Raw genomic sequence first — 17675 nt, forward strand, 5'->3', positions numbered from 1 at the left:
GAGACAAGGGAGTGGGGGGAGACAAGGGAGTGGGGGGAGACAAGGGAGAAGAAAATTTATCTTGTCATCCTTGTCCCCTTGTCCTCCTTGTCCTCCTTGTCCTCCTTGTCCTCCTTGTCCCCTTGTCCCCTTGTCCCCTTGTCTTACTTCTGTTCTGCTGGTAAAATCTTGTTTTGAATCCAACCCATGAGTTTATCTAGCACCAGACCGACAACGCCGATATAAACTAGAGCCAAAATAACTTCACTTACATTGTTATTTTGATAAGCATTCCAGATGAAAAAGCCAATCCCGACAATACCGGACATCACGATTTCGGCTGCAATAATCGCTAACCAAGCCAAACCGATCGCTATTCTCAATCCGGTAAAAATATAAGGTAAAGCCGATGGAATTAAAATGTTTGTGAAATATTCTTTGCGGCTAAGTTGCAGAACTTTTGCGACGTTGTTGTAATCTTGGGGAATTTGAGTTACACCGACAGCAGTGTTAATTAAAATGGGCCAAATTGCGGTGATGAAAATTACGAATAAAGCAGCAGGTTCGTTTTGTCGCAAAGCTGCTAACGAAATCGGCACCCAAGCCAAAGGTGGTACAGTCCGCAGTAGCTGAAAGATGGGATCTAAAGCTTTGGACATTGTTTGATTAACACCGATCAAAACGCCCAAACCAATACCAACAATTGCCGCTAAGGTATAGCTAATCGCAACTCTTTTTAAACTGGCTAAAATCTGCCAAAACAAGCCCTTATCGATTCCACCGTTATCATAAAATGGCCAGAAAATCAATATCCAAGTATCTTGTACAACCTGTATCGGACCCGGTAAAGTTGCGCCAGGAATAAAAGCAAATAATTGCCAGATAATTAAAAAGATAGCGATCGCAGTAGCCGGAGGTATCAGGTTAGGTAATTGTTTTTTCAACCGAGATACAAAGCTATTATCTAACGTTGCACCAGCCGGACGTTTTTGAGCTATTGTCATTGTCTGTATTCTCCTCTTAATTTCTTTCTTTCTTTCTTATAGTCTGCGTAGGCAGACTTCGTTTGTATAGCCGCGACTTCCAGTCGTCCGGGCTATTATTTCCCTAAACACTAACCTTCTTAATCTTCAAACTTCTGAGATATTCTTCTGGCTTCTCAGGGTCAAACTTAACCCCGTCAAAAAATTCTTCCACCCCACGGGAAGTACTTGTGGGAATATCAGCAGCGGCAATTCCAGCTTCTTTTGCAGCTTCTTTCCAAATATCTTCGCGATTTACTTTATCGATTAATGCTTTAGCTTTCGTCAAGTAATCTTTTGGCAAAAATCCCCAACGAACATTTTCAGTAATAAACCATAAATCATGACTCTTATAGGGATAAGAAACACTACCTTTTTCATCTTTCCAATAGTAAGCCGCCATTGATTTATCATCAATTTTGCGACCATCGCCCATGTCATACTTACCTTGGAATGGTTCTATCAAAATTTCCGCAGGAAGATTAAAATAATTTCTGCTACCGAGAATTTGAGACGCTTCTTTCCGGTTATCAAAATTATCTAACCATTGTTGAGCCGCCATAATTCCTTTTAAAATTGCTTTGGTTGCTTTAGGATTTTTGTCAACCCACTCGCCTTTCATGGCAAAGTATTCTTCGGGGTGATTCTTCCAAATTTCTGCGGTTAATGCTGCCATAAAGCCAATTTTGTCTTTAACAAGACGATTGGGCCAAGGATCACCCGTACTAAAGGCATCCATCGTTCCAGTCTTCATGTTGGCAACAGTTTGGGCTGCCGGTACTGTCAGCAATTTGACATCTGCATCCGGATCTAAACCGCCGGCAGCTAACCAGTAACGAATCCACAAATCTTGGTTGACATGGGGAAAGGTAAATGCTGCGGTGAAAGGTGTTGAAGATTTGAGTTTGGTAAATAAAGACTTAGCGCCGGTAAGTTGCAAACTAATACCTTTGCCTAGGTGCTTGTTAGCGATCGCAATTGCATTCCCATGTGTAACTAATTGACACAACACATACATAGGAATTTTTTTATTACCTTTGGTAATTAAACCTTCGCTAATTAAATGCGGCATTGGCATTTGCCATTGTCCACCATCAATCCCACCACCTGCTGAACCAATTTCTACATTGTCCCGTGCTGCACCCCAAGAAGCTTGTTTGGCAAGGTCAACATTCGTCATGCCATACTTCGCAAAAAAGCCTTTTTCTTTGGCAATAATTAACGGAGCAGCTTCGACAATTGGAATATATCCTAACTTAACTGTAGTCGTTTCTGGTGTTTGGTCTGGAGTTAAATTGGCAACAGGTTGAGCCGCTGGCTGTGCTTCTACACTTTTACCTGTAATGCTTGCGGGGGGATTTCCCAAACAGCCTTTGAGGAATACAGCACCCGCAGAGGCTCCCGCTGTTAATATAAATTTGCGGCGAGAAAATTGATTAAAAAAATCCGTCATATATATCTCCTTCAGTGGGAACTTTCTTCTTTTTAAGTACGACAATTTAAGCAGAGAAACAATCTTATGTTTCTGGGATTTTCAATGGCAATTTTCAGCTATAACTAATAAGCATATCTGCGCTTTTTCCAGTAGAAAATATTAGTTCAACTGCTTAAAGACAAACTGTGGTTAATTTATTTATTGCTTTTTAGATAGATGTGATGTTTGGGGATCACTGACGTTGTTGAAAATAGTTTACAGGTTTTAATGCCAAATTGATATCTTTTAAACTGTAATTATTAAATAAATATTAGATTACAACCATAGATTTTTACTTATAGTTCACTCGCAAATGCCGGAATTTTTTTTAATATATAGCTTTTTCTTTATGATAATTATTACTTTTAGACTAGGAATCAATGCTTTGATGCCGTATTTATGGGTTTTTAATCAAAATATAAGAATCCTATTTGATGAGAAAAAAAATACGAGAGAATATGGATGAGTATATAAGTTAAGACTTACGCAAAATACCTCTAAAACTCTTATTCCTCGTGGACTCTGCGATAGTAGTGCGGTTCGTTTGTTGGTCATTGCACGCAAGTCACCTAAGTAAAATATCAAACATAAATAAACCAGTATCTCCAAATGGCAACACTCCCTAGGGGAGTGGGGACTGCGATCGCGGAGTTACAAAATTTTATCGCAGCTTGTGGTCTACAAAAGACTGCTGGGAGCTTCGGGAATTGGAGTATAAACTACATGAGTGAGTATGGTGTAGTTTACGAGTCAAAAAAAAGTGACTACGAACTGTTCGCTTGTGATAAATCCGGGTTGATTATTTGGGAATACTGAGATTACAGATATATATTGCAAATCCAGCAACCAGAAAGCATCATGTTGGCATTTTTAGAATATCCTTTCTACTCAAACGGTTTTGTCCCACACGGGCATTGTTATCTCTGGAAAACTGGACTAGTGTGGCTGCACATTATTTCTGATGCCACCATCGCCCTAGCCTATTATTCTATTCCCTTTCTACTGATCTACTTTACTTCCAAGCGCAAAGACGTTCCTTTCAACGGGGTCTTTCTGTTATTTGGTGCTTTTATCATTGCCTGCGGTACTGGACACTTAATGGATATTTGGACGCTTTGGCATCCAAATTACTGGATTGCAGGTGGCTTAAAAGCTTTAACTGCCATGATTTCTATGTATACGGCATTTGCCTTAGTTTATCTCATGCCTCAAGCACTGACACTACCCAGCCCTGCCCAGTTAGAAGCTATCAATAGAGTGCTTACAAGTGAAATTGTAGAGCGCAAGCGGATCGAGCAAGAATTACGCCTTGCTGAGGAAATCGCTCAAAACTCCAGCCAAGCCAAGAGTGAATTTCTCGCAAATATGAGTCATGAGCTACGCACACCCCTTAACGGCATCCTCGGCTATACACAAATCCTCCAACGCACAGAAGCTTTAAGTGAGAAAGGAAGCAAAGGAATCGGCATTATTTACCAATGTGGTTCTCATTTATTAACCCTAATTAATGATGTCTTGGATCTTTCCAAAATTGAAGCTCGGAAGCTAGAACTGAATCCGATTGATTTTTACTTACCTGCGTTTCTAGACAGTGTAAGTGAAATTTGTCGCATCCGCGCCGAACAAAAGGTGATCGGATTTTATCTTCAACTTGACCCCGATTTACCAACAGGGATTCGTGCTGATGAAAAACGCTTGCGGCAAGTACTGATCAACTTGCTTGGTAATGCCATTAAATTTACTCATCAAGGCAGCGTCAATTTTCAGGTTAAAGTCATTAACCAAGCATCAAATGATCGTGGACAAATGACATACACAATTCGCTTTGAAGTAGTAGATACCGGCACGGGTATCACCCCTGACCAAGCCGAGAAAATCTTTCTTCCCTTTGAGCAAGTAGGAAATCAGAAACGACAAACCGAAGGTACAGGTTTAGGATTAGCAATCAGCCAAAAAATTGTTTCATTGATGGGTAGTCAAATTCAGGTACAAAGTGAATTTGGCAAAGGTAGCACCTTCTGGTTTGAAGCTGAGTTGGGAGAATCTAAAGACTGGGCAAAGGTTTCCAGAATAGTTGAGCGGGGAATGATTACTGGTTATCAAGGGCAAAAGCGGACTATTTTGATTGCGGATGACAAGTGGGAAAACCGCTCAGTCATTGTAAATTTATTAGAGCCTGTGGGGTTTACTGTTGTAGAAGCTAGTCAGGGTCAAGAAGGATGGGAACAATTAAAAGTCCACAAACTAGACTTGATTATCACTGACTTAGTTATGCCTGTGATGGATGGATTTGAGTTCATTAAAAGTTTGCGATGTACTAGCCAATTTAAAGAGATACCTATCATCGCTTCATCAGCCAGCGTGTTTGCCGCTGACCAGTGTAAGAGTATTGATGTTGGTGCAGATGCATTTCTACCAAAGCCGATAGAAGCTGAAACACTGCTGGAAATGCTGCGACAATTTTTGCAACTGGAATGGGTGTATGAAAAGAAGACAAACACAATCAATAAAACTAATATAGATAGTTCATCTCGTCCAGTTGAGATAGTTCCTCCGACTAAGGAGATTTTACAACAATTACTAGAACTGGCACAAGAGGGCGACATTCAAAAGATTTTAGAAATGGCTCAGGATCTTTCTATATTTGATGAGCAGTTAAGCGCTTTTGCCCGACAAATTTTCCAGTTAGCTAGTAACTTTCAACTCAAACGTTTGGAAACTTTTATTCAACAACATATTAATTAATGAGGGGTAACTAAACTTTATTTACACACACATGATGACCAATATTTCAAATAAGGGATTTGTTTTAATTGTGGATGATAATCCGACCAATTTGTCTGTCCTATCGGAAGCGCTGGGTAGTGAGGGGTTGCGTTTCCGTGTTGCAGTCGATGGAGAAAGTGCGATCGCTCAAGTTGAACGCAATCAACCAGACTTAATTTTGCTGGATGTACAAATGCCAGGTATTAATGGATTTGAAACCTGTCGTCGTCTGAAAGCCAATCCTGTTACGCAGCACATTCCAATTATTTTTACCACTGCCTTAGCAGATATAGATAGCAAAACTAAGGGATTTTCCCTTGGTGCAGTAGACTATATCCCCAAACCGTTTGCCCAGGAGGAAGTCATTGCCAGAGTACGGGTGCATTTACGACTCAAACTACTGAATGAATCTTTGGAACAACAAGTCAGCGATCGCACTATTGCTTTGCAAGAAACCCAAGTCCAACTGGTGCAGCAAGAAAAACTCTCAACATTGGGAGAGTTAATTGCTGGTATTGCCCACGAAATGAACAATCCCATCAGCTTTATCACCAACAATATCCCCCCTTTAAAGGAATACATTGCCGGAGTAACTGAGCTTCTCCGACTCTATGAACAAGAGTATCCAAACCCAACAGCCAAAATTACTACTTTTATTGAAGACTTGGATCTGAACTTCCTTCTCCAAGACCTAACAAAAATTTTGAGTTCATTCCAGCTAGGATCTGAACGAATTCAGCTCCTTTCTACTTCGCTGCGTACTTTCTCTCGCTCGGATAGTGATACAAAATTATTTGTAGATTTGCACTTAGGATTGGATAGTACGTTAATGATTTTACAACACCGCCTTAAGGGCAATGGCGATCGTCCCCGTATTGAAGTTAGTAAGAGTTATGGAAAATTACCAAAAGTCAACTGCTATATAGGACAGATGAATCAAGTATTTATGAACATTCTGGCAAATGCAATTGATGCTCTTGATGAAGCTATAACGCAAGGGAAAATGAGCAATCAAATTCCTCAAATTAAAATTGCAACAGAAATAAATTCTCAACAAATGGTTGTAATTAAAATTGGTGACAATGGGATTGGTGTTCCTGAGCGGCTAAAACAACGACTATTTGAGCCGTTGTTTACCACCAAACCTATTGGTAAAGGCACTGGACTTGGCTTGTCCATAGCCTATCAAATTGTGGTCAAAAAACACAATGGCACATTGGAGGTGAGTTCTCAACCTGGTATAGGAACCGAGTTTACGATCGCAATTCCAACTTACTAACGCGATCGCACCCCTAGGGTCTTAAATCATTAGATAATTCCACAATGCCGCGATAGCCATCGATTCTGACTCGCTGACCATCTTGGAGCAACCAGGTAGCACCACGGACATCCATCACGGCTGGTATACCATATTCACGAGCGACGATGGCCCCGTGAGATAATCTGCCACCAGCTTCGGCAATTAATCCGCCGGCTCTAACTAATAGCGGTGCCCAGCCAGAGTCAGTGTAAGGTACTACCAGTATCGTATTCCGGTCAATCTCTGGTATATCTTGTAAATTCCGCAACACCTTGACTCTTCCCTCGGCTTGTCCATGACTAGCGGGAATGCCTTGTAATATTTGATCGGAGGTGAGCTGAGAAAAAGCTAGCGGCACGGGGGGAGCATTGCCGTAAACTAAAAGAGGTATTTGATTTAATTGACTGTCTTCTGTGAGTTGCGATCGCCTAACTAGCACTGAGTCTTGCAACTGGGAAATCAATCGAGCATCCCAATCCTCGATCAATTGCCGCACTTCATTCAATTCCAGAAAAAAGATATCCCCTTTTTCCTTCAACAAGCCAGCTTCTAACCAAATCTTCTCCAAAGCCAAAAAGCACCAGCGCAACTCACCTAACAAGCGCGAGTATACCTCAGTAACTCGTCCTTTGAGATCCACGCGCCGTTGCACAAATCCTCGCTTTTTCTTTTGTTTTCGCGGACGATAAATTCCTTCTAAATTGTCTATCAGCGGTTGGTTGTCTTGCATCAACTGTACAAATAACTGCTTTATCGCTTGGGGATCTTCCTTCCACGTGGGAACGGCAATATCAGTCCCGACTTCACTTAAGTAGCCGTAATCTTGAAGCAATTCGTCGAACTTTTGTAAAATTTTCTGCCCTTCTGGGGTTGGTGCTAATTGCTCAAATACCTGCTGTGGTTCGACTTTAGGTAATACCTGTTTGGCATCTGCGGCTAATGCACTCAGCGATCGCATTGCTGCTACTTCTGGTGTGACGCTGTTGTCAATTTTGCCATCTTTCACCCGAAAAATACCTTGGCGCAGCGCTGCGCTCAAGGGTGCTAAAATACTGTAATAAGTCCCCAGGCGAAGCAATACTAAAATGAAGTCAATTCTATTTAACAGCTTTGGCGGATCGAAGTCATCGATAAATTCTTGCGTCAACTGCGACAAACCAGGCACAAAGCGTCTGTGATAATCGCGCTTAAAGTCTTTTTCTAAATTTAATTCCCGTCTGAGTAACTTCGCTAGTCCGGGTAGATTCTTGAAGGTGGAATCCAAAGGTGGTTTACTCATCTTGGAACCCCTGGTTAAGAATTCCAAACTTTCCGGTGGTAAACCCATTCTTAAAAAAATCTGCCCTAAGAGGGATGCATTAAAATAAGCTCTTGAATAATGAAGTGTAGCAGTTTCTTTAAAGTCTAATCCTTCAGCGCGATCGCCTAAAACGATTGTAAAAAGTTCTCCCCAAACTCCGCAAGTTAATGGACGATTAATCGACCAAGTTAAAGGACGAATCAATCCAGGAATTACTTCGGCGGCGATTTTGCGAGTCCAAATTGGTAGTAAGGTGGTGATCGGTCGTGCTTGTAATATCCAAAGAGTTTGACCGTCATAACTCCACTCGATATCTTGGGGAATGCCGTGAAAACGTTCTTCTAAATGTCGGCATAAGTAAGCGACTTGTTTAAGTAAAGCTTGTGGTACAAGTCCTGTGCCTTCTAATTGCACAAACTTAAAATTTTCGGTTTCAACAACAAAAGCGCGATATTGTTCTGGTGTGACTCGTCCGGAAACGATTTGCGTTGGACTTCCTGGTAAAGCTTCAATGACGATCGCGTCTCCTTGTCGAGTAATCGGATCGCGGCTGAAAGCTACACCAGAATAAACACTTTGGACTTGTTGTTGAACCAGCACTGCCATTGCGGCTTCTTGTGAACCGCGATCGCGTCGATATTGCATGGCAGATGCATCGTTGTAAGAAGCTTGAGTGCGAGCGATCGCTTTTCGCAACTCTTGTTTGTTGGTAACATTTAAAATTGTTTCATATTGTCCGGCAGCAGAAGCTTGTTCTGAGTCTTCCCCAATCGCCGAGGAACGCACCACCAGAGGCGATAATTCTGAAGGATACATAATCTCTACTAATGCTTCTGCGTCGTCTTTTGGCGCCAGTACCCACCCTTTTGGCACTGGATAACCCCAGCGCTTAACTTGAGATAAAGTAGCTGCTTTTTGTCCGAATAAAGCACCATCCAAATCGTCATCTAAAGAAGCAATATTTGTCTCCCCGCGAAAAAATTCTAAAGCTGCTTTAGAATTTTTTTCTGCGTTTTCGGTTGGTAAATTTAAATCATCCGGAATTCGTTTATAAATCCACCCAAGTAACACCGCTAAAGCGACAGCAGCGATGATTTTCGGTAAATCCTCAGCGTGCAAAAGTGTGACAATTAAAGGAAACAATACCAAAACTCCATATTTTCCTAATTCTCTGTTGCGAACAACACTAAAAGTAATAGTTACCAGAAAAAGCACAAATCCAGCTACCAGCGGATCGTGTACCGCAAATCCCCAAACAACATTTGTCGTTCCTGCCCCTTTTCCTACCCAGTATCGTCCTAATACTAAGGCAATTAGGGCAATCAATTCCCAAGCCGATCCTTCTTTAAAGAAAGCACGGGTAAGTAAGACAGCGGCAATTCCTTTCAATGCTTCTGACAATACCGCCAGAATTCCTACTAGTCTGCCACCGTGATAAAATGCGGCGGAAACACTAATATTACCAGTACCTACGTGTGCTAATTGCCGCCCTTTTAAAGCTTGGGTAATCCAGTCAATTAGCGGTAGTGCCCCCAGGAGGGGGCAGACAATTAAAACAATTAAGGCACCCCAGAGTTCAAGCATTGTACATTGTGGGTTTGAGATTTATAGCTTTCTTAGCTCTTTGTGCCTTGAATCAAGGCGATTTTTTCGTATAGAAACCAAGGGCAGATGCATCTAAAATTTTGGATGCCTTTGCCTATAACAGTTACATTAATTAATAAATATAAATACTTTGGGGCTGATACTTAAGTTAAGTACTATAAGTAATTTAAAAACAATATATTTAGACGCGTACCTTGACGTTTGATTGGGTTCCTCTGTCGGTCACATCTAGGATACATTTCACACCCTGTTTTGACAATAGCCAGATTTAACTTCTTATATGTGAAATTTCAACTCGAAAATATAATATTTTTATAAATTATTTTCAGAGCGTTTTAAATAGCTGGTGAGGAACACTTAACACAAAGATAGATTAGTCCAAAGAAATTTGGTGCGCCTTTCCTTGCCAGTGTCCCTCAACAGCTGTTAATATCCTTAGTTTATCGCATAGGCAGCTTGCAGCGCCCAAATAATTAGAGCAGCGATCGACCCCAAAAGCAGCACGGTAGAGATAGTTACCGCTTTTGGAGAATCTGCGCCCTTAAACTTCATGATTCCTCGGTTTAAGTCGGACATAGCAGTGTGCGCCTCCTTTGATAAGCGTGCTCATTTGCCCGCTTTGATTGTAGTCTTTATATTTGCAGATGCAACTAAACTTAAATTAATTTTCACCATAGCTGGGCAAAATTTACATCAATAATATTACTTATGCCTTTAGACATAAATGAAGGCTGATAAGATTTTGTGACTGATTCAATTTATTTTCAAAGATAAATCCTACGTAAATACACTTAAAATGTTCGACAATGAATATTGAGTTAATTAAGTACATATCGTAACTCGTTTTTCCATTTTTTTGGTAAAATTTATTACTTTGTTGCTTTTGTGAGAATCTTTTGAGGGCGTTGAAAGGTGAAAGTTGCGCTGATAATAATTTTGACGGTAATAGCCGCACTGTTTGTGATGATAGAAGTAGGGCTGCGATCGCTCTTTGGTTTTGGCAATCCTCTAATTTACATCGGTGATGATAGAATTGGTTATTTGTTAGCACCAAATCAGCGTACTCGTCGTTTTGGTAATCGCATTGAAATTAATCAGTATTCCATGCGAAGTGCACCAATCGAAAAGACTGCTTCATCCTCAATGCGGGTGCTGCTGTTAGGCGATTCTATCGCCAATGGTGGCTGGTGGACAGACCAAGATAATACAATTTCTAGCTTGATGATGCGCTCTTTGAGGGCAAAAAATATCAGTAAATATCAGGAAATGGAAGTGCTGAATGCTTCAGCCAACTCTTGGGGTCCGAGAAATGAATTAGCCTATTTGCAGCAGTTTGGAACTTTCAATGCTCAGGCGATAGTGTTACTAATTAATACCGACGATTTGTTTGCTACGGCTCCGACATCTTTACCAGTAGGACGCGATCGCAACTATCCAGATAGTAAACCAGCTTTGGCGTTGGTGGAAGTATTTGAACGATATGTGACAAAACAAAAGTTAATTCCGGAACTACAAGCAGTACAAGACGAGAAAGGCGATCGCGTCGGGATTAATCTTGAAGCAATTAGCAAAATTCAAGCTCTGACTCGCGAAAATAACTGCCAATTTCTCTTGGTGATGACTCCCTTACTGCGAGAAATTGGGAAACCAGGTTCACGCGATTATGAAATTACCGCACGTCAACGACTTAAAGATTTTACCGAAGCGCAGCAAATTACTTATATAGATTTTCTCCCGACATTCAACGCCATCAAAGAGCCAAAAGCTATATATCAAGACCACATTCACTTCAATTTACAAGGCAACCAGCTTGTGAGAGAGAAAATTGAGCTTAAGCTTCTTGAGTTATTGGGAGATGGTACACCACATCAAGCTTGATTTCATGGCAACATGTTTGTAGAGAGGTTCCGGACCGAACGTCTAAGGGTGTTGATATATATTTCCATGAAGTAAACGATCAATAACAGAGAAACTCTAGCAAGATAAGAATACTAGTTTATATTAGTTCGTAGTAAGCGCTCTTTGCGCTTTAAATTGAGCGATAAATCGCTCACTACGAAATTTCTCAATTTTTCTTGATGTCTTCGGTGTGGTTTGAGGGTTATTTATATTACCTGTAGACATGGCGAGGCAAATAAAATGGATACTAACAAACTCCTGAGCCAATATGCAGCGGGAGAACGAAATTTCAACGGAGCAAATTTGCATCAAGCAAACCTTTCTGATGTGGATTTGAGAGGTGTAAATTTAGGTGGAGCTGATTTGAGTGGAGCCGACCTCAGTCGAGCCGATTTAAGTGGAGCCGATTTGAGTCGGTCAAACTTAACTGATGCAGACCTAAATGGAGCCAACTTAAAGGATGCTAATTTGAGTGAGGTAAACTTTATTGGGGCAGACCTGATTAAGGTAAACTTGGAGGGAACTAACTTGAGTCGCGCTGATTTGCGGAGTGCAAATTTAGTGCAGGCAAACTTGATTGGAGCTAACCTCAGCGAGGCAGAATTGAGTGGGGCAGATTTAAGTGGAGCCAATCTTCAAAGGGCAAATTTGATTGGTAGTAATTTGAATGAAGCTGAATTCAATGGCACAAATATAAATGGAGCAACCATCACTGAACAAGAAATTACTGGTTCAATGATGCATGTAGGCTTATCTCACAAATGGGTGACATGGGCTGGTGGTTGCTGATTTTACGGGTGGGGTTTCTCTCGTTACCAGTCAGAGCGCAGGAACGATAAAAAACATACCTACCGTCGTAGAGACGTTACGAAAGGAACGTCTTTACGATGTATGAAAATGATTGTGCGTGATGTCAAAATCGTTGTAGAGACGCGAAATTTCGCGTCTCTACATCCAACGAAATTTCGCGTCTCTACATCCAACGAAATTTCGCGTCTCTACATCCAACGAAATTTCGCGTCTCTACATCCAGATTCAGCAACGGTTAATTTCCTTGCAATGGAGCGTTTAAGACTTTATCGATGCGATCGCGTGTTTGTAATAAGTGCGCTTTCGTATATTCGTCTTTTGAATCTGCCCCATTCAGCTTTTCTTGCAATTGCTTTAACTTATACCATGCCATTGTTCGCGCATCATCTGGTACTCGTTGTTTTCGCAACACCATCGCTGTCAACAAATTGAGATATTCTTGTTGCAAACCTCGGCGCAAACTGGTAATTTTCATTTGTTTGCCGTTTGGAGTGAGAACTTCCGTCCAGATGCCATTTTGCAAAGTATCAAATAGTTCAGGCAAAGTCAAAGCTTTCCCAGGAGGACTTTTAAGTTCAATATCGGTGAGTCGGGAAATGCGATCGCTTGATAGCAATTCTCGCAACACCATACTCTGCATGTTTAATATCAAATCGTGTATCGGATAATCCAAACGCCCAGTACGAGTTTTACTACCCCAATGTCGCCACCTTGATGGTGCTAATTTATTCAGTAGTTCCGGCGAGAAGGAAAGGGCATTTTCTGCAAACATATATTGTTGTAACGTCGCTAACGCTTGCCGTTGCTTTTCTACCGTTACTGGTTCAAACGGCAATCTGCCTTGGCTATCGCCTCCTTTTACTCGGTAAAAAGACTGACCACCAATGTATTTTGTAGTATAATAAATATTCTGAAAATAGTTACTTAATACCGTACTAAAGCGGTCTGTCACGTCACTATAACTATCGCCGGTTAACGGATAACGCTTATTTAACCTATCCCACATCACACGAGAATTTTCTAACTGCCACTGCGAATAAAGCAGCACATTACTACTATTATCCCAAGCATCGGCAGTCGGGTCGAGGTCAGACACATCCTCATCAGTAGAATAACTTAACTCAGGCTTGTTAGATTGTTGTGCGATCGCGCTCAATGCTGGTTTTTCCGCTACGGGATTAGCTGCTTGAATTGATGTGTAGCCGTACTTAATTGCCCATTCATCATAAACTCCCACCATATTTGGAAAATAATCTCCCTGCTTCACCCCGGTCGGTGCGAGATTTGGGGGAATATAATCCATTACCGAGGTAGTTAAACCTCTGCTGCGAGTGATTTTAGTATTGTTCAATTCTTCTGGAGGCAGCAAAGTACTACCACGGAAGTTGTGACGTAAACCGAGAGTGTGTCCAACTTCGTGAGCAATAATTAAGCGTATATATTGATGGATATAATCTTTTACTTGTTCGCTAGTCGGTGGTGTGTTTTGCAACAGTGACATCGCTGTTGTTCCAATCGCAAACTGATTCGCAGCTTCTAAGCCATAGCATAAATCATACTCGCCTGCCATTTTCGATAAACGATTTAACAATTTACTTTGTTGCGGCTTTTGGTTGGGAATATCTTTAGCTTCTAAACCATTTGCACAAAGCAAACGATTTTGCATGAATGCTGATAAAGAAGTACGGCTTCCTTCTTGACTGGGTTGGACAATATCGCGATAATCTTTTTTGAGGGCGCGGATAAAGCTAGCGTCTACTAAAATATCAGCGTCTAAAATTTCGCCAGTTAGCGGGTTGACGCGGGATGGTCCGAGGGCAAAATATCCATCTACGGTGTTAATCCAACGAATAGTATTGTAGCGGATATCTGCCGGGTCCCAAGTGGCGTTATCGGGCATTTGCTGTACTTGAATCGCATCTTGGAATCCGGCTTTTTCAAAGGCTTTATTCCACATGAGAACGCCTTCTTTAATGGCATCGCGGTATTCTAGAGGAACGGCGTTATCAATCCAAAAAACAATCGGTTTTTTCGGTGGGGAGATTGCCGCATTGGGGTTTTGTTTTTCCAACTTCCAGCGATTGATGTAGCGGACAAATGGATCGCCGCGATCGTCGTCAGATAAATCTTGATAAGCAGTGATAAAATAACCTACACGTTCATCAGCTATCCTAGGTTGATAGTTGTTTTCTGGTAGTTGGGAAATACTGTAATGCACCCGCAGGGTAAAGCCACGGTCATCAGGTAGTGTAGCAAAATTCGCCGTCGGTTCGTCCTTACTCCCGCTGCCGATGAAATTTAAAATCGATTCAATTTCCATATTTGCCGGGAAGGCTTTAGCACTACCAAAATAGGAATCATCTTTATCAGCGGGGATTCCCAAACTCGCAGATACTCCCGCTAAGTCGGTAAGTAGCAAGTCGCTTAAGTCGATGAGAATGGTTTTGCTTTGGGAGTTGATGCTTTTGATGGGGATGGTGTAGAGAACCGAGTCACTAAAAGAACGGGCAAGCGATCGCGCTTGTGGATCTCCTTCACGAGTACGAAAATTAACATTGCGGACGGTAAAATGCAACTTGTTATTTACCCGTTCAAAGTAAAATAAAAAATCTTGCAAAGGCATCCCACTATAAATACCGCGTTCACCAATTCCTGATTCTAGCGTTGCATTGGCTAGATAATTTCTATTTAGTTGCTCAGGTTTTATTTCTAAATAAATTTTATTCTTGTCTTTATTACGGTAAAGGGTAAACAGTCCCTGTTGTTTTTGGGTGTCTTTAATTACTTCATCAAATTGTTGTAATTCATCCTTTTTAGTTGGTTTGGTGGTACTATTAGGCTTTTCAACCGGTTTATCAACGACTTTTCCGATTTGTAAAAAAGGTTGCTGTGCAGCTTTTTTGTTGTCTTTTACGACCCAAATAAAAGGTTGACGCAACGGAAGTTTGTTATTCTCGATTACCCATACTTGTTCTTTCGGTAGTCCAAATTTATAGTGTAAATTAGCATTCGCTTTCTGAGACTGACGCGGTGTGGAAAGGGAAAAAGCCTCTACACCCGTCACTTCTGTCTTCTTATATCTTTGTGGTAGTGTACCTTTGTCCAAAACAAAGGTGTCAACGACCGCATTAACAGACGGTGACTTAGCGCTAACGCTTGCTATTGATAGAGACAAACTACACAACAAAATCACACAAAACCTTAATCTGTTCATTGGAACCATTCCTGAAAGTGACCCCTAATTAATTTTTAGTTTCTTTTAACCGAAGCAACCTTGCTTCAAGTCGCTTATGTCAATGAAAAACTACATTAGCTGCTTAATATCAAGCAAAAAGCTTTTTGTTTAGTTTTAACTGACATTTTTAGCTTTGTTATACTTTTTTTGCTGTAGTATTTGTGCTAACAATTGCCTTGGTAGCACAAAGTACGTATTATTTTTACATTGAATCTGGAAATATGCTGAAAAAAAGTATAACAATTTGACTAAATCGATTAAGTATACTGACAATGGAAAAACTTTTCTATCTGACATTTTACTTTGAACCAAAAGAAGAGCAAGTTAGAACTCCCTCAAGCATCATGGTACGAAATAATACTAGCTAAAATAAATAATAATCAGCAAATCAACCAAAAATCTTTAAGTATTCGGGAAATCATCAGTAGGTGTATAGTAACTACGGACACAAAAATGTCACATTTGTCTCAAGTCTGGAAGCGTTTGATAACTTATCTTCAGTTAACGGATTTACAACAGATGCCAACGACAACATCTGTGGGAACCGAAGTAATTTTACCTTTAAAAAAGAATATAAAAGAACAAGATAAAAGTATTGAGTTTTCGCAAAAGAATTTGCACGAATTTATATTTGCGGAAGAGCTGCAAAAAAGGTTAGAAGAATGGACAAAAGCAGGTAGTGGTTTGAGTTTTAATATAGGCGATCGCCAACTACACGAGCAGATTTATAATATCTTCGGCAACGCCACGCTGACAACAGAAATAGTCGAACAAGCAATCAACTTGCTCACTACCAATCAAGAATTTCGACCAATTCCGCTTTTCCAGCGTTTAGAAAATTTTTATCGCCGGTGGTCTCACGGAGAATTTATCGATGCTGCACCTGATGATAACTTGCCACAGAAAAAAATGTTGCAGTTGCAAGCACAAAACATTACCGTCGGACTGCGACAGATAGACATACAGACCGGACTAAACGTGATGATTTTGCTTTTAGAATTACACCGTTATGCTCAGACCAAAGACGACTTAAAGCAAAAAATTAACTTTTATCCATCTTCCCAACCAGGTCAAGAAAATTTTTTCACATCTCAACTACTGCGGATTATTAACTATAGCGATGCCATTGAAATTGGCAATTTTAGCAACATAGTAGGGGAATTTCTTCGAGGCGGCAACTTTAGCGGTGCTTACCTTTGCGATGCTAACTTAACTAATGCTAACTTCAGCCAAGCCAACCTGAAAAACACTTACCTGGGTGATGCCAACCTAACTGGTGTCAACTTTAGCAATGCTAACCTCAGCAATGCCAACCTTGGCGATGCCAACCTCAGCGGTGCCAACCTCAGCAATGCTAACCTCAACGGTGTTGACCTCAGCAGCACCAACCTCAGCGGTGCCAACCTCAGCAATGCTAACCTCAACCGCGCTGATCTCAGTAGCGCTGACCTGAGTGGCACCAACCTCAGCAATGCTAACCTGAGTGGTGCAAACTTGAGTGGCACTAACCTTAGGGATGCTGACCTCAACCGCGCTAACCTCTGTGATGCCATTCTCTTTGGTGCCAACCTCAGCGAAGCCAACCTGAAGGAGGTCAACCTCAACCATGCCGACCTTTGCCGCGCTGACCTCAGCGGTACTAACCTGAGTAACGCCAAACTCAACGGCACTAACCTCAGCGACACAATTCTTTTCAGCACCAACCTGAGCAATGCTGTCCTTGTTGCCGCTGACCTCAGCTATGCCAAACTCAACGGTGCCAAACTAAATCATGCCAACCTAAGCAGCGTCATGTTCTTAGGTGCTGACCTCAGCGACACCGATTTGAGTGGAGTGACTCTCAACCAAGCTGATTTGAGTGGAGTAACTTTAAACGATGCTGACCTCAGTGGTGCTGACCTGAGTGAGGCTGTACTCTCTGGTACAGACTTCAGCGGTGCCAACCTGAGCAGCGCCAACCTCAGTGGTAGCAACCTCAGCGGTGCTATTTTCAGCAGTGCCAACCTCAGTAATAGCAACCTCAGCTACGCCATTCTTGGCAATACCGATCTTAGTGACGCTAACTTAGAACAGTTGACTTGGAATGAAAATCAATACTGGCAAGGTGTGCGCGGGTTAGATACAGCAGTTAACGTACCAGAGGAGTTAAAGCAACAGCTGGGATTGGGGTGAGATGAGGGGGAGAGGGGGAGAGGGGGAGAGAAAGAGACATGGATACAATTACCCCATTCTCTCTTCCCCTCCCTCCTCGATGCCTTCCCACCCACACCCCCGTCTACGCGACG

At 41.5% G+C, this 17675-nt stretch carries 12 protein-coding genes; 6 read left to right on the plus strand and 6 right to left on the minus strand.

Annotated elements, in window-relative coordinates:
- The 3 genes from OGM63_RS25250 to OGM63_RS25260 form a co-directional block, all read right to left on the minus strand.
- A partial coding sequence (locus OGM63_RS25250) for a hypothetical protein (protein ID WP_263748441.1) occupies nucleotides 1-183 on the minus strand: 183 nt, incomplete at its 3' end.
- Nucleotides 144-983, minus strand: coding sequence for a nitrate ABC transporter permease (ntrB, locus tag OGM63_RS25255; RefSeq protein WP_263748429.1), 840 nt, complete (start codon nucleotides 981-983; stop codon nucleotides 144-146). The genes ntrB and OGM63_RS25250, both read right to left, overlap by 40 nt.
- Before the next feature lie 103 nt (nucleotides 984-1086).
- On the minus strand, nucleotides 1087-2454 hold the full coding sequence (locus OGM63_RS25260) for a CmpA/NrtA family ABC transporter substrate-binding protein (RefSeq protein ID WP_263748430.1): 1368 nt from the start codon (nucleotides 2452-2454) through the stop codon (nucleotides 1087-1089).
- A gap of 630 nt (nucleotides 2455-3084) precedes the next feature.
- On the opposite strand from OGM63_RS25260, the gene OGM63_RS25265 reads away from it, so the two are divergent.
- Genes OGM63_RS25265 through OGM63_RS25275 form a run of 3 tightly spaced genes read left to right on the plus strand, consistent with a single transcriptional unit; the run spans nucleotide 3085 to nucleotide 6520 of the window.
- Nucleotides 3085-3291: a hypothetical protein gene (locus tag OGM63_RS25265; protein ID WP_263748431.1), complete on the plus strand. Its 207-nt coding sequence runs from the start codon at nucleotides 3085-3087 to the stop codon at nucleotides 3289-3291.
- Between the two features lie 15 nt (nucleotides 3292-3306).
- Nucleotides 3307-5220 carry an ATP-binding protein gene (locus OGM63_RS25270; protein WP_263748432.1) on the plus strand — a complete coding sequence of 638 codons (1914 nt, stop codon included), beginning with the start codon at nucleotides 3307-3309 and terminating at the stop codon, nucleotides 5218-5220.
- A gap of 31 nt (nucleotides 5221-5251) precedes the next feature.
- Nucleotides 5252-6520, plus strand: a complete 1269-nt coding sequence (locus OGM63_RS25275) for a sensor histidine kinase (RefSeq protein ID WP_263748433.1) — start codon at nucleotides 5252-5254, stop codon at nucleotides 6518-6520.
- A 13-nt stretch (nucleotides 6521-6533) separates the two neighbouring features.
- Here OGM63_RS25275 and OGM63_RS25280 read toward each other — a convergent pair whose 3' ends face one another.
- Entirely contained in the window at nucleotides 6534-9425 is a 2892-nt protein-coding gene (locus OGM63_RS25280) for a glycerol-3-phosphate acyltransferase (RefSeq protein ID WP_263748434.1), read from the minus strand.
- A 456-nt stretch (nucleotides 9426-9881) separates the two neighbouring features.
- A complete protein-coding gene (locus tag OGM63_RS25285; RefSeq protein WP_039752672.1) occupies nucleotides 9882-10022 on the minus strand; it encodes a hypothetical protein in 141 nt (46 codons plus the stop codon).
- A gap of 336 nt (nucleotides 10023-10358) precedes the next feature.
- Between OGM63_RS25285 and OGM63_RS25290 the strand changes: the two genes are divergently transcribed.
- Both OGM63_RS25290 and OGM63_RS25295 read left to right on the plus strand, forming a co-directional pair.
- Complete coding sequence (locus OGM63_RS25290) at nucleotides 10359-11324, plus strand: SGNH/GDSL hydrolase family protein (protein WP_263748437.1); 966 nt, start codon at nucleotides 10359-10361, stop codon at nucleotides 11322-11324.
- Nucleotides 11325-11585: 261 nt separating this feature from the next.
- Nucleotides 11586-12134 (plus strand): pentapeptide repeat-containing protein, encoded by a 549-nt coding sequence (locus OGM63_RS25295; RefSeq protein ID WP_263748438.1) that lies wholly within the window; start codon nucleotides 11586-11588, stop codon nucleotides 12132-12134.
- A 256-nt stretch (nucleotides 12135-12390) separates the two neighbouring features.
- On the opposite strand, the gene OGM63_RS25300 is transcribed toward OGM63_RS25295, so the two are convergent.
- Nucleotides 12391-15369, minus strand: a complete 2979-nt coding sequence (locus tag OGM63_RS25300) for a zinc-dependent metalloprotease (protein ID WP_263748439.1) — start codon at nucleotides 15367-15369, stop codon at nucleotides 12391-12393.
- Between the two features lie 474 nt (nucleotides 15370-15843).
- Here OGM63_RS25300 and OGM63_RS25305 point away from each other — a divergent pair, with 474 nt between their 5' ends.
- Nucleotides 15844-17562, plus strand: coding sequence for a pentapeptide repeat-containing protein (locus OGM63_RS25305; protein WP_263748440.1), 1719 nt, complete (start codon nucleotides 15844-15846; stop codon nucleotides 17560-17562).
- The last annotated feature ends 113 nt before the right edge of the window (nucleotides 17563-17675 follow it).

Source organism: Plectonema radiosum NIES-515 (genome assembly GCF_025753815.1).
Taxonomy (GTDB): Bacteria; Cyanobacteriota; Cyanobacteriia; order Cyanobacteriales; family Nostocaceae; genus Hassallia; species Hassallia radiosum_A.

Excerpts from the sequence above, each read along its gene's own strand:
- ntrB (WP_263748429.1), bottom strand. The coding sequence starts at position 983 with ATGACAATAGCTCAAAAACGTCCGGCTGGTGCAACGTTAGATAATAGC.
- OGM63_RS25295 (WP_263748438.1), top strand. The coding sequence starts at position 11,586 with ATGGATACTAACAAACTCCTGAGCCAATATGCAGCGGGAGAACGAAAT.
- OGM63_RS25275 (WP_263748433.1), top strand. The coding sequence starts at position 5,252 with ATGATGACCAATATTTCAAATAAGGGATTTGTTTTAATTGTGGATGAT.
- OGM63_RS25285 (WP_039752672.1), bottom strand. The coding sequence starts at position 10,022 with ATGTCCGACTTAAACCGAGGAATCATGAAGTTTAAGGGCGCAGATTCT.
- OGM63_RS25265 (WP_263748431.1), top strand. The coding sequence starts at position 3,085 with ATGGCAACACTCCCTAGGGGAGTGGGGACTGCGATCGCGGAGTTACAA.
- OGM63_RS25260 (WP_263748430.1), bottom strand. The coding sequence starts at position 2,454 with ATGACGGATTTTTTTAATCAATTTTCTCGCCGCAAATTTATATTAACA.
- OGM63_RS25280 (WP_263748434.1), bottom strand. The coding sequence starts at position 9,425 with ATGCTTGAACTCTGGGGTGCCTTAATTGTTTTAATTGTCTGCCCCCTC.
- OGM63_RS25305 (WP_263748440.1), top strand. The coding sequence starts at position 15,844 with ATGTCACATTTGTCTCAAGTCTGGAAGCGTTTGATAACTTATCTTCAG.
- OGM63_RS25300 (WP_263748439.1), bottom strand. The coding sequence starts at position 15,369 with ATGAACAGATTAAGGTTTTGTGTGATTTTGTTGTGTAGTTTGTCTCTA.